The sequence below is a fragment of the Flavobacterium oncorhynchi genome (assembly GCF_002217355.1).
Lineage (GTDB): Bacteria > Bacteroidota > Bacteroidia > Flavobacteriales > Flavobacteriaceae > Flavobacterium > Flavobacterium oncorhynchi.
In genome coordinates, this window is the sequence record NZ_MUHA01000012.1 from 26299 (window position 1) to 37980 (window position 11682).

General features: G+C 32.6%; 15 protein-coding genes and 1 tRNA gene. 4 read left to right on the plus strand and 12 right to left on the minus strand.

What is annotated here, in order from left to right; translation table 11 throughout:
* The first annotated feature begins 5 nt into the window (after positions 1 to 5).
* A complete protein-coding gene (locus tag B0A75_RS09860; RefSeq protein ID WP_089054114.1) occupies positions 6 to 1586 on the plus strand; it encodes a DUF4957 domain-containing protein in 1581 nt (526 codons plus the stop codon).
* A 91-nt stretch (positions 1587 to 1677) separates the two neighbouring features.
* Here the strand turns inward: B0A75_RS09860 and B0A75_RS09865 are convergent, their stop codons facing one another.
* From B0A75_RS09865 to B0A75_RS09885, 5 genes are all read right to left on the minus strand, one after another.
* Positions 1678 to 2250, minus strand: a complete 573-nt coding sequence (locus B0A75_RS09865; RefSeq protein ID WP_089054115.1) for a pentapeptide repeat-containing protein — start codon at positions 2248 to 2250, stop codon at positions 1678 to 1680.
* A 33-nt stretch (positions 2251 to 2283) separates the two neighbouring features.
* Positions 2284 to 2484 carry a hypothetical protein gene (locus B0A75_RS09870; RefSeq protein ID WP_165765114.1) on the minus strand — a complete coding sequence of 67 codons (201 nt, stop codon included), beginning with the start codon at positions 2482 to 2484 and terminating at the stop codon, positions 2284 to 2286.
* Positions 2485 to 2555: 71 nt separating this feature from the next.
* The gene (locus B0A75_RS09875; protein WP_089054117.1) at positions 2556 to 3476 is read right to left on the minus strand and encodes a helix-turn-helix domain-containing protein; all 921 of its coding nucleotides are present in this window, start codon (positions 3474 to 3476) and stop codon (positions 2556 to 2558) included.
* 2 nt (positions 3477 to 3478) lie between these two features.
* Entirely contained in the window at positions 3479 to 4042 is a 564-nt protein-coding gene (locus B0A75_RS09880; protein WP_089054118.1) for a DUF6642 family protein, read from the minus strand.
* A gap of 199 nt (positions 4043 to 4241) precedes the next feature.
* Positions 4242 to 4700: an Lrp/AsnC family transcriptional regulator gene (locus B0A75_RS09885; protein ID WP_089054119.1), complete on the minus strand. Its 459-nt coding sequence runs from the start codon at positions 4698 to 4700 to the stop codon at positions 4242 to 4244.
* A gap of 163 nt (positions 4701 to 4863) precedes the next feature.
* On the opposite strand from B0A75_RS09885, the gene B0A75_RS09890 reads away from it, so the two are divergent.
* Positions 4864 to 5772, plus strand: a complete 909-nt coding sequence (locus B0A75_RS09890; RefSeq protein WP_089054120.1) for an EamA family transporter — start codon at positions 4864 to 4866, stop codon at positions 5770 to 5772.
* A gap of 62 nt (positions 5773 to 5834) precedes the next feature.
* On the opposite strand, the gene B0A75_RS09895 is transcribed toward B0A75_RS09890, so the two are convergent.
* The 5 genes from B0A75_RS09895 to B0A75_RS09915 form a co-directional block, all read right to left on the minus strand.
* Positions 5835 to 6161, minus strand: coding sequence for a DMT family transporter (locus tag B0A75_RS09895; protein ID WP_089054121.1), 327 nt, complete (start codon positions 6159 to 6161; stop codon positions 5835 to 5837).
* Between the two features lie 67 nt (positions 6162 to 6228).
* A complete protein-coding gene (locus tag B0A75_RS09900; RefSeq protein WP_089054122.1) occupies positions 6229 to 6792 on the minus strand; it encodes a Crp/Fnr family transcriptional regulator in 564 nt (187 codons plus the stop codon).
* Between the two features lie 146 nt (positions 6793 to 6938).
* A complete protein-coding gene (locus tag B0A75_RS09905; protein WP_089054123.1) occupies positions 6939 to 8408 on the minus strand; it encodes a glycoside hydrolase family 130 protein in 1470 nt (489 codons plus the stop codon).
* Between the two features lie 357 nt (positions 8409 to 8765).
* Positions 8766 to 9023, minus strand: coding sequence for a hypothetical protein (locus B0A75_RS09910; RefSeq protein ID WP_089054124.1), 258 nt, complete (start codon positions 9021 to 9023; stop codon positions 8766 to 8768).
* A gap of 134 nt (positions 9024 to 9157) precedes the next feature.
* Positions 9158 to 9231, minus strand: a tRNA-Met gene (locus tag B0A75_RS09915).
* Positions 9232 to 9381: 150 nt separating this feature from the next.
* Between B0A75_RS09915 and B0A75_RS09920 the strand changes: the two genes are divergently transcribed.
* Positions 9382 to 9774, plus strand: a complete 393-nt coding sequence (locus B0A75_RS09920; RefSeq protein WP_026984135.1) for an START-like domain-containing protein — start codon at positions 9382 to 9384, stop codon at positions 9772 to 9774.
* Between the two features lie 54 nt (positions 9775 to 9828).
* Positions 9829 to 10665 carry an aminotransferase class IV gene (locus B0A75_RS09925; protein ID WP_089054125.1) on the plus strand — a complete coding sequence of 279 codons (837 nt, stop codon included), beginning with the start codon at positions 9829 to 9831 and terminating at the stop codon, positions 10663 to 10665.
* On the opposite strand, the gene B0A75_RS09930 is transcribed toward B0A75_RS09925, so the two are convergent.
* Both B0A75_RS09930 and B0A75_RS09935 read right to left on the minus strand, forming a co-directional pair.
* On the minus strand, positions 10662 to 11222 hold the full coding sequence (locus B0A75_RS09930; RefSeq protein ID WP_089054126.1) for a YqgE/AlgH family protein: 561 nt from the start codon (positions 11220 to 11222) through the stop codon (positions 10662 to 10664). The two genes, B0A75_RS09925 and B0A75_RS09930, sit on opposite strands and share 4 nt — an antisense overlap.
* A gap of 130 nt (positions 11223 to 11352) precedes the next feature.
* Entirely contained in the window at positions 11353 to 11625 is a 273-nt protein-coding gene (locus tag B0A75_RS09935) for an HU family DNA-binding protein (protein ID WP_042567273.1), read from the minus strand.
* Positions 11626 to 11682: the final 57 nt, after the last annotated feature.

An 11682-nucleotide genomic window follows, 5' to 3' on the forward strand; every position in this document is an offset into this window, starting at 1 on the left:
TAATTATGAAAGCAAAATATATATTTAAGGGCTTGCTGACTATGTTTTTATTAGCAGTACTAAGCGCCGGCTGCGAAAGTTACAATGAAGCAGTCTTGCAGGACATCGGAGCTGATAGAGCATTTTCTCCGGTAGGACTTACAACAACAATTAGAAATCAAACTACAGTCGAATTGAATTGGACGGTAAAAGAGGATGCAGATCATTATGTAGTTGAATTTAGTGCAGATGATGTTAACTTCACTACAATTTATAAAACCGTAAATGTAGCACCAAAAGAACTGCCTGTTCAGGTCGCATTAGAAGGAGAAACAGTTTATTCTATTAGAGTGAAAGCTGTAAGTTCAGCAGGAGTGGCAGATTCTAAATGGACAGTTACAAGTGCCACAACACTTTCTGAACAGCTTTTCTTTCCTGTTCAGGCTGCAGATATTGATGCTAAACAAGTTGTTTTGAGATGGACGCCAAATAGTACTGTAACGCAAATTACTCTTATGCCGGGTAATGTTACTCATGCGATAACAGCAGCCGAAAAAACTGCTGGGGTTGCAACGATAATAGGTCTTACAAGTGAAACAGCTTATACAGCTACTTTGTTAAATGGTGCTAAAAAGAGAGGTGTAGTGACATTTACTACTGGAATTGATATTGGTACTGGAATTTTGGTTAAGGCAACAGATGATTTAATGCAAAAAATTGCAGATGCAGCATCAGGAGCTATACTAGTTTTAGAACCTGGAGACTATACCGCTGATAATCAAACTGGAGTAATTACTTTGAATAAGCCAATTACATTAAGAGGGTTACGTCCTGCTAATACGCCAAAACTTCATGTGAATTTTGTATTAGGTACCGGATCGGGTAATGTGAGTTTGATAGATTTAGATCTAAAAGGAGATAAAGGAGCTGCAGGAGCTGCAGTTTCAGTTGTTAAATACAATGATAATACTGTTACTTATGGTACACTATCAATAAGTGGTTGCAATATACATGATTATGGAGTATCATTGATCAGTGCAAATTTAACTGCTGCTAAAATTACTTCTATAATCGTTGACAATACTGTTTTTACAAATGTATTAACAAATGGAGGAGAATTTATAGATGTTAGAGGTTCTCAAGTGGGGCAACTTACGCTTAAAAACAGTACTTTTAACAATTGTACAGTGTCAACTACCGGAGCAAGACATTTTATCCGTATGGATGCCGGGCTTACAGGTTTAACTTCAAATGTATTAATTGATAGTTGTACTATATTGAATCCAAATATGCTTGCAACAAATGCCAATTCAATTTTGTATACACGTTTTGCTACTACTGTAATAGTTGTTCGTAATACATTGTTTGCCAATACACCGGCACCATATACAAGAGAAGCAGCAACTCCAAATCCTACATTTACAAATAATAATTATTTTAATTCGCCAAATTTAAATGCGAATCCTATTCCGCTTGGGAATAACAGACCAGATACATCCGGAACTGCTTTAGATCCACAGTTTGTAAATGCAGCAGGAGGGAATTTTACAATTAAAAATCAAACTTTAATTGATAGAAGTGTTGGAGATCCGCGTTGGAGACAATAATTGTATAGTAATTTTAATTTTAGAAGGGATGCATTTAATTTTGCATCCCTTTTATTTTAAAGCTAAAAATATTTTTGAAATAGACGAAAAATTATTCAATTTCCAAATCAAATTTTTCTAATAATCCGGCAAGCGCGGCGTGCGAAACTTTAGTTTTTTTGATCTTATTTTCAGATGGATCAAAAGCATAATTCTTAGACGTTCTGAAATCTGTTTTTTCTAAAATGCAATCCTGAAAAGTAGCATTGGCTAGATCACAATTTTTAAAAAGAGACAAAGACAAATCGGTATTCGAGAAATCGACATCTTTTATAGAGCAGTCAACGAAATTAGTTTTCTTTAGTTTTTTGTAAATGAAAGTCGAATAATCTAAAAGACAATCTTGAAAATTCATTGAAAACAAAAAGCTGTTGCTGGCGCTAAAATCCAATCCCATTAATTTACAGCCAATGAAATTGATGTTTTTTAATCCCGTATTTTTAAGAATCGCCAGTGAAAGATTACAGTTTTTAAAAGTAGAATCCAGAAAATCATTATGACTTAAATCGCTTTTAGAAAAGTTGCAATTGATGAATTCGCAATTTACAAATTCAGTATTCGATAAACTTTGATCAGAGTAATCGACAGTGTCAAAAGTTCGGTTTTGGTATAATTTAGATTCCATAAAGTAAGTGAAGATGTTGTAAATATTTAAGTTTTATTCTAGTTCAGTGCAGTCAAAAACAGCATTATTAAGAATCAAATTAGGAATGTCTAGTTCGCTCTCAATTCTCAAAATATTATCACAGTCTTCGAGGTCAAAATTCCATAAAGTATTGGGCAGCAATTCGTGAAGCAATGCAGAAGCCGACTCAAATTTTGAAGCGCTGTCTACAGAAGTTTTAAATACATAAATCATAATTTGCATTTTTTGAAGAGGCAAATTTCTGAAAAAAGCAATCGTGTTTAATAGGATTCAATAATCAATAATTAGGACTTATCAATCATTTTTCGGTATTGAATAGGTGTAATTCCTTCATGTTTTTTAAAGAAACGACTAAAGTACGATTGGTCTTCGTGACCTACTTGTATAGCGATTTCACTTACAGAAAGTGTCGTTTGAAAAAGCAGATATTTAGCCTCAAGCAATATGGTTTCATCAATCCATTTGGCGGCAGATTTGCCTGTAACGGTTTTTACTGATTTGTTTAAATGGTTTGGAGTAACATTTAGCAGTGATGCATAATAATGAACCAAATGCTGTGTTTTAATGTTTTGATGAATGAGTTCCTTGAACTTATTTGTAATAATCTCAGCAGCCGAAATGTTTTTGGAAACTTTAATCGAATTTTTGTTCATTTCATGAAACAAGGCAATTAAATAGGACTGTACAATATTTAAATTTGCGGTTGTCGTTTCAGAATATTCTTTTTGAAGTCGGTTTAAAATGGTCACGACATTAGGTACATCCTCTGGAGTCAAAGTAACTTTAGGGTTGCCGGAAATTTTCAAAAAATCAAAATCATTCAGCATTTCCCGATTGCCGTATTTACCAATTAAAATATCAGGATGAAATTGACAGATATAGCCATTATGCGCATTGTTGATGTTTTTTATTGAAAAAACTTGACCCGCAGGAACAACAATAATTTCATTAGAAACCGTTTGGTACTCTTCGTATCCCGACTTCATAATATGTGAACCTGAGCTTACAAAAATTAAAGTATGACAGCTGTGTTTGGAAGGAGGAACAGGATATCGCAAACGCATCATTTCTTCCATTTTTAAACAGAAAAAATGATCCGAGTTTGATCTGAAAAGAACATGCATCGGATTGTCCTCGCCTAAAAATTTCTCTCTAAACCCCTTTGCTTCGTATGTTTTTACATTTTCACCTGCCTTTGTTTTCATACTTAATAATACAATCTAAAATCTAGTAATTTGCAAAGTGCATAGTGTTTTTGGTATAAATCTTCGACCACTTCAGTAAGATCGTCGTTTTCTTGATATAAACTGAAAAAAGCTTTATCAATAGTGCTGCAGCTGGCAATTTTATTATAAGATGAACCATAACCGGAAATGGCGCGAGCACCAGTAATATCAAGAAAATATTGCGCTTCATCATCATTAAGATCCAATCTTTTTTTATTGGCAAAATGAATAATTTTTCCCTTCATTTTCCCTTCAAAAAGTTCCGCTATTTCTTCTAAGCTGTAGTAATAATCATGAAGACAGATATTATTTTCCTGACCAGGCATTACCAGATAAATAATTTCATAATCCTTAAAATTATGATCATCATACAGTAATGTATTTAGGCTTTCTTCTAGACTTTCTATTGTATCGCAGGTTTTGTATATGCTGGCAATACCTTGGTCAAAAGCAATTTCTTCAAGATTTTTGACCACATCAGTAGCTGTAATGTTATCTACATCCTGAACGCCCTCAAGGCAGAAAATAAATTTTTCATTATCCATACTAATGTTTTTCTAGTTCTAAAAAAGGGTCAATAATGTTTTAGACAAATATATTTTTTTATCAATAAAAATTGATGTTAAGAGTTTATTTTAACTCATTTTTTAGAGTGTTGTAAGTTTTTTATGAAGAGCAAAAAGTCTGTCGAAAAGCGACGGACTTGCATTAATTCAAAACTTCTTAAATTTATAATTGAAGAGACTAAAAATGCAAAGTTGTAGATTGTTTAATATAACTCATTACAAAGGAACTCTGCACTTTACTGATGTTCGGAATTACCGAAAGTTTTCGAATAAAATCGTTAAAAGCTTCAGGATCTTTTACAACCACTTTTAAAACATAATCAAAAATTCCTCCAGTAATATATCCTTCAACCACTTCTTCAAGAGCAGCGACCTGTTTAGTAAATTCTTCTACAAGTTCAAGACGCTGACTATTTAGTGAAACATTTATAATTACGGTAAAATTCAATCCTACTTTTTTAGGATCAATTATCGCAACATAATCTTTTATATAGCCTTCGTTCTCCAGTTTTTTTATTCGGTCATAAACAGAAGTTCTCGACATATTTAATTTCTCAGTAAGATCCGTAATGTCAAATTTTGCATTTTTTTGTAGGATTCTCAATAACTCAATTTCTTGTTTGTTTAATTCTTGCATCGGATTTTTTCCAGTTAGATAATAAAAAAATATTCTAATTTAGAATAAAAAACGATTAGTTAATATTTTTTAAGAATTAAATACATATTTATTTTAGAAATATAGATTATTGTTCGCTGTTGTATACTTTTGTTTGGACAAAAAATAGATTTTAGTTGTAAAAATGAATAAATATATAATCGTTGTAGCATTGGGAGCATTAAGTTTTGGAATGCTTTCGTCATTTGCTAAAATTGCCTACGGAGAGGGTTATACTGCTGCAGAAGTTACATTGACGCAGGCTTTAATGGGAACTATAATTTTATGGTCAATAGTAGTTTTTAAAAGCATAAAAAAAAGAAAAAAAATTACACCGAATTGGAAATTACTTTTAGCAGGAACTTCAATGGGAACCTCTGCTTATACTTATTATCTTTCGGTAGCTTACATTCCAGCTTCACTGGCAATTGTTTTATTAATGCAGATTACGTGGCTGAGTATTGCTGTAGAATGGCTGTTTTTCAAGAAGAAACCTAATGTTGTTGAGGTTTGGTGTGCTGTTTTTGTGATTTTAGGCACCGTTTTAGCGGGTAATCTTTTAGATTTGGGCAGCTCTAATATTTCAATTATTGGCATTTTGCTAAGTTTATTGTCAGCATTGCTTTACACACTTTATATTGTTTTTACCAGTAAAATAGGAAAGGAGACGCCAATGTTTGAAAAAAGTGCTTTAATGACAAGCGGGTCGGCAATGATAATCTTTTTAATTAACTGCGAAGCAATTGTTACAAGTGCACATTTAGATTTTGGATTGCTGCAATGGGGAACTTTTTTAGCCATTTTTGGAACTGTGATTCCGCCAATTTGCTTTTCTGTTGGGATGCCAAAAATTGGAGCTGGTTTAAGTTCTGTATTATTGACTTTAGAATTGCCTGCCGCTGTTTTTTGTGCGCATATTATTTTAGGAGAAAAAGTCACTCTTTTGCAGCTGGTAGGCATTGCGATTATGTTGGGTGCTATAGTTTATCTTAATGTAGCAAAAGTCAAAAAAGAAAAAGCAATTCGAAAACAAACGGCAAACAGCTTAGTCTAAACAATTAAGTTTTAAATAGAAAAAGCTGTAAGCAGTTCTTAAAAATGTTGGGGAACATTTTATTAATGTGATAATGATTTTAACCCAATAATTGATCCGATAAGGGTAGTGATAAAGAAAAGTCGCCAAAAGTTAGCAGGATCTTTAAAAACTAAAATTCCAATCAAAACAGTTCCCACCGCGCCAATGCCTGTCCATACCGCATAAGCTGTACCTATTGGTAAAGTTTGTGTAGCTTTTATTAAAAGGGCCATACTGATTGTAAGAGAAATCAGGAAGCCTGTATACCATAAATACATTTCATTTCCAGTTGATTCTTTCGCTTTTCCTAAACACGTTGCAAAAGCAACTTCAAACAATCCTGCAATAATTAAAATAATCCAGTTCATATCTTTTTTTTTGCAAAGATTAGAAAAGGAAGTCAGGGAGATTTTAACAAATGTTAAAAAATAAAAGTTATTTAATTTCAGCTCGAATCCTGCTTAAGCTGACTTGAGAGATGCCAAGATAAGAAGCAATATAACCTAATTGCACACGTTGGATTAATTGCGGATTATTTTGCAAAAGCTCCAAATACCGTTCAGTTGCGCTTCGAAATTGCTGTGATATAAGACGTTCTTCAGTTTTTACAAGTTCTTTTTCCGCAAATTTTCTGCCCCAGTTTGCAATATGGATATCAATTTCAAAAAGCTTTTGCAGTTTATTTGATTTCAATTCGTATAGTTCACAATCTTCCAATAGCTCAACATCTTCATATCCCTTTTGATAAACAACATAGCTTTTCATAGATAAAATGGTATCGCCTTCTTTGCCGAACCAAAAAGTTGCTTCGTTATCATTTTGATTAGAGTAAGCTCTTGCGATTCCCTTTTTGATAAAATAAATAGTAGTTTCGATTTTATCAGCCTTTAGTAAAATATGTCCTTTGGGATAACTTTTTTCTTCAATGCAATCTTGAAGAAGCCGTTTTGAAGTTTCTGGTATAGGAAGAATGTTATCCAGAATTTGGTCTAATTTCATTGGACTTTATTTTAAAATTTAAAAGATGAAGATTATCATTTTATTATTACGCAGGTCAAAATAAAGAAAAACTTTTTTAAGATTATTTTCTTCCAAATTATATTTTTAGATTTATTTCTAATTCTATGCGATTTCTGTTTCTGTAATTATTGTTTACTTTTCTTTAAAGCACTCAATAATTCAACAAGATCAACAACCGCATAAGTAGAAGAATAATCAGAAACAGCATAAGGTAATATAAGGCTGTTGTTGTGAATGATTGCACCGCAAGAGTATACAACATTTGGAACATAGCCTTCTCTTTCGTCCTCAAGCGGAGAAAGCAACGGTTCTGCAAGCCTGCCAATTTCTTTAGACGGATCATCAAGATCAAACAATGAAGCGCCAATGCAGTAACGTCTCATAGTGCCAACACCGTGAGTAATAATAAGCCATCCTTCTTCAGTCCATAAAGGTGAACCGCAATTTCCGATTTGTGTAAATTCCCAAGTATAACGAGGCTCTTGAAGGAGAATAGTTTTGTTCCATTGTGTTACTCTGTCAGAATACATTATGTAGTTGTTTACGCCGTCTATTCTGGCAAGCATTGCAAATTTTCCTTTTATTTTTCGAGGAAATAAAGCAAGATTTTTGTTTTGAGCACCTTCACCATTCAAAGGCATTACTCTAAAACTGTAAAAATCTTCAGTAGAAATAAGTTTAGGTAAAATAGTATGACCATTATAAGCCGTATAAGTCGCCATGATGCGTACAGAATCGTCGTCATCAATAAAACGAACAAAACGAGCATCTTCGATACCACGACTCTCAGAATCAGAAATCGGAAATATAACACGCTCTGTAATATCAGAATCGTGTTTAAATTGCAGATCATAAAATGAATTGGCAAGCCAGAGTATTTCTTCAAGTGCAGTTCTTCTTTCTTCCCGAATAGATGGATCGCTTAAAGCAGTATTCAGCATATTTTTTAAAATAGCAAACTCAAACTCATCTGGTAAATCTTGCATAATTTGAACAATGTATTTGTCTTTAGTATGCATTTCATACAACTTAGTCAAGAAACGTTCTTTATTAAATAAAGTTTTGTGTTCAATTTCGGCTTTGTCAATGTTGTGACCAATTTTCATGATCTGCAGATTATTGTGCTTGTCCAATATTCCTCTTCTAAAAACAATTGATGATATATGACCTTCACCAGTTGCGCGAAAAGAAATGATAACACGTTTTTCACCTGCCTCTAAGCCGGATTGATCAAAATCTTCTACAATAGAAGGGTTGAAAATAGCTGCAGACTCGATCGCATATTCCATTGTACAATACGAGCCAATAAGCATTTTTCGATCCAAAGACATTCCTTCGTAGTCAATTTGCATCGCTTCTATAATGGGGCTTATTTTTTCACAATGTTTAATGAAAATAGATGAGATGTTTCGATGGCGTCTTGCAAATTCGCGAAGAGTCTGTTCCAGAGTTTCTAAAACCTGCTTTTCATTAAGCGTCATTATTCGAGCAACCATTTGCTGCGTTCGTTCTTCGCCATTCATGAAATAGCGGGCAACAACTCTTTTTGAATCGGGGATAAATTTTATGTTTTTTCGGATTACAGAAACTCGCATAGATTTATTCTTTTTTAATTAAAATAAAATAACTGCATGTGGCAGACCGCAAATCCTGTTAACAGATGCTTGAATTTAGGGGTAAAATGATGGAAAATGGCCTGCTTAAAATAAGATTAAAACTAGTGTAGTTTTAAATTTTACAACAAGTTAATGATTTTGTAAAAGAAAAGAACTTAAATTTTTATTAAAAATGTTGTTTTTTGTTTTTACAGCTAATAAAAGAGTGATGTGTAATTATTTGAATGTGAGCGTTGTGTGGTTGTGAAAAAAGGAAAAGGTTTTGTTTTAAAATATAAAAAGGGTTAAAGAAGAACTTCTTTAACCCTCAAATTATTTAAATCTAAAAGGAGTTGATTATTTTTCCTGCTCTAAATTATCAACAGCAGAAATTTGGTCAAGTATATTCGTCTGATTAGGCGAAATGTAGTTTTTTACCTCGCTCACTGCTTCTTTCTTAAAAAGAAGATCTAATGCATTGTATAGTTTTAATAAAACATCTTTGTCTTCTTTTTCAATTTCTAAAGCAGTATTGAAATTAAAAACATAATTATTCGAATTGCGTACTTCTACCTTTATCGTTTTTGATGTGATTTTAAATTTTACTATATCCATGATTTTTAATGAATTACTTAGTTTTTAAAAAGCTGTTTTAGCGATAATTATAAAATGTAAGTTACAAATTTTGCCATAAATAATCACTGTAAATAAAAAAAAGACATCACTTTTAAGTGATGCCTTTTTACCTGTAGCGAGGACGGGAGTTGAACCCGTGACCTCAGGGTTATGAATCCTGCGCTCTAACCAACTGAGCTACCTCGCCTGGACTGCTATCATGAATTCCTGATTGCGGGTGCAAAGATAGAAATAATATTAAAGCGTACAAGCATAAAATGAAGAAAAAAAAATATTTTTAAAAATGCATTGTTTTTGAACATATATTCTTATATTTCGAAAAAATTAAAAGTAGCACATGGATCCAAAAATACGTTACGAGATCGAGTTCCCGATCAATTCTTCGCCGCAATTATTGTATCAATATATATCAACGCCGTCAGGTTTATCAGAATGGTTTGCTGATAATGTTAATTCAAGAGGTGAGTTTTTCACTTTCATTTGGAATGATTCGCAGGAAAAAGCGCGATTAGCTTCAAAAAAAACAGGTGAAAAAGTAAAATTTAAATGGGTTGATGAAAGCAGTAAGGATACTGAGTACTTTTTTGAACTGCATATTTTAGTTGATGAATTGACTAAAGATGTATCATTAATGGTAGTTGATTTCGCTGAAAAAGAAGAAGTAGGAGAAGCTAAACAATTGTGGGAGAATCAAATCTCAGATTTGAAACATCTTATAGGATCTGTTTAGTAAAAGTCTATTTTATGCCTTATATTTGCCCTGAACAAAATTCAGGGTTTTTTTATGATCAATTTTAACGGAAACATAGCACTAGAAGAAAATATCTTAACGCAAAATCGTGCTTTTTTATATGGAGACGGCGTTTTTGAAACGGTAAAAATAATCAATAATAAAATCTTGTTTCTTGAAGATCACTATTTTAGATTAATGGCTTCAATGCGAGTGGTGAGAATGGAAATTCCAATGAACTTTACAATGGAATATTTCGAAGAGCAAATTTTAAATCTGCTTAAAGAAAAGAATATTTCCGGATCTGCAAGAGCTCGAATTACCGTTTTTAGAAAAGATGGCGGACTGTATCTTCCAAAAAGCAATGAAGTTTCTTTTTTGATTCACGCAGTTGCACTCGAAAGCACTTTATATGCTTTAAATACCGCTGAATATGAAGTTGATTTGTATAAAGACTTCTATGTGACAAAACAGTTGTTATCGTCGATTAAAACGACTAATAAGATGATTAATGTTACTGGAAGTATTTTTGCACATGAAAACGGATTGGCAAATTGTATATTGCTAAATGATTCTAAAAATGTTGTTGAGGCGCTGCAAGGAAATTTGTTTATGCTTGTAGGTAAAAAACTTATTACACCTCCAGTTTCTGAAGGTTGTTTAAATGGAATTATGCGTAAGCAAATTTTGGCTTTGGCTAAAAAAGTTGAAGGCATAGAAATAAGTGAGGAAATAATCTCGCCATTTGATCTTCAAAAAGCAGATGAATTATTTCTCACAAATGTAATCACGGGAATACAACCGATAACTAAATATCGAAAAAAAGAATTTACAAGTAATTTGGCTTATTTATTAGTGCAAAAACTAAATGAATCCATATCTGAAAATTAATTCAGATATGGATTTTCAGGTGCATTTGACCAAATGAGATAATCGCCTCCAAGCTCAATAATTTGTTCTTTCCAAAAGTGAGTGGTCGACTTTCCAATAATTTTATTTTTGTAATTATTATCAGCAATAATCCAGGAGTTTCCCTGCATTTCATTCTCAAGCTGATTTTCATCCCAACCAGTATAGCCTAAGAAAAAACGGATATTGTTCTTGCTGATTGATCCGTTGTTTATTAAGTCTTTGGTCGATTCAAAATCACCTCCCCAGTATATTCCATTAGAAATCTCGACACTATTCGGGATTAACTCAGGAATATTGTGAATGAAGTACAAATTGTCTTGCTCAACTGGGCCTCCATTATATATTTTGAAGGTCGCATCAATTTCTGGGATAAGATCATTAATCGTGTATTTTAACGGTTTATTAATGATAAATCCTATTGATCCTTCTTTGTTATGGTCTGCTAATAAAATTACCGATCTGTTAAAAGATAAATCTCCAATTATTGAAGGCTCGGCAATAAGCAGGTGTCCTTTTTTTAATTTTTCTGAAATCATACGGCTACAATTTTTATTAAATTTACTCATAAAAAAATTAAAATCACAAATAAAATCGTCAAACCGCATAAAAAAACCCTCCACGAGGAGGGTTTTAATTATATTCTTTAGATTTAGAGAACTTTATGATTTAGTTCACTGCTCCTTCTAATTCAGCACCAGCTTTAAATTTTACTACATTTTTTGCAGCAATTTTGATAGTTTTTCCTGTTTGAGGATTTCTACCGTCTCTAGCAGCTCTCGCAGATACTGACCAAGATCCAAAACCTACTAATGAAATTCTTCCGCCTTTTTTCAAAGTAGATCCTACATTTCCTAAAAATGACTCTAAAGCTAATTTAGCCGCAGCTTTTGTAATTCCTGCATCAGCAGCGATAGCATCGATTAATTCTGATTTGTTCATAATAATTAGTTATTAATTGTTGGTTAAAAAAAATTGTTAATACACAAATTTAGTAGG

Coding starts and splice junctions, on each gene's coding strand:
- B0A75_RS09860 (WP_089054114.1), top strand. CDS start 6: ATGAAAGCAAAATATATATTTAAGGGCTTGCTGACTATGTTTTTATTA.
- B0A75_RS09865 (WP_089054115.1), bottom strand. CDS start 2,250: ATGGAATCTAAATTATACCAAAACCGAACTTTTGACACTGTCGATTAC.
- B0A75_RS09870 (WP_165765114.1), bottom strand. CDS start 2,484: ATGATTTATGTATTTAAAACTTCTGTAGACAGCGCTTCAAAATTTGAG.
- B0A75_RS09875 (WP_089054117.1), bottom strand. CDS start 3,476: ATGAAAACAAAGGCAGGTGAAAATGTAAAAACATACGAAGCAAAGGGG.
- B0A75_RS09880 (WP_089054118.1), bottom strand. CDS start 4,042: ATGGATAATGAAAAATTTATTTTCTGCCTTGAGGGCGTTCAGGATGTA.
- B0A75_RS09885 (WP_089054119.1), bottom strand. CDS start 4,700: ATGCAAGAATTAAACAAACAAGAAATTGAGTTATTGAGAATCCTACAA.
- B0A75_RS09890 (WP_089054120.1), top strand. CDS start 4,864: ATGAATAAATATATAATCGTTGTAGCATTGGGAGCATTAAGTTTTGGA.
- B0A75_RS09895 (WP_089054121.1), bottom strand. CDS start 6,161: ATGAACTGGATTATTTTAATTATTGCAGGATTGTTTGAAGTTGCTTTT.
- B0A75_RS09900 (WP_089054122.1), bottom strand. CDS start 6,792: ATGAAATTAGACCAAATTCTGGATAACATTCTTCCTATACCAGAAACT.
- B0A75_RS09905 (WP_089054123.1), bottom strand. CDS start 8,408: ATGCGAGTTTCTGTAATCCGAAAAAACATAAAATTTATCCCCGATTCA.
- B0A75_RS09910 (WP_089054124.1), bottom strand. CDS start 9,023: ATGGATATAGTAAAATTTAAAATCACATCAAAAACGATAAAGGTAGAA.
- B0A75_RS09920 (WP_026984135.1), top strand. CDS start 9,382: ATGGATCCAAAAATACGTTACGAGATCGAGTTCCCGATCAATTCTTCG.
- B0A75_RS09925 (WP_089054125.1), top strand. CDS start 9,829: ATGATCAATTTTAACGGAAACATAGCACTAGAAGAAAATATCTTAACG.
- B0A75_RS09930 (WP_089054126.1), bottom strand. CDS start 11,222: ATGATTTCAGAAAAATTAAAAAAAGGACACCTGCTTATTGCCGAGCCT.
- B0A75_RS09935 (WP_042567273.1), bottom strand. CDS start 11,625: ATGAACAAATCAGAATTAATCGATGCTATCGCTGCTGATGCAGGAATT.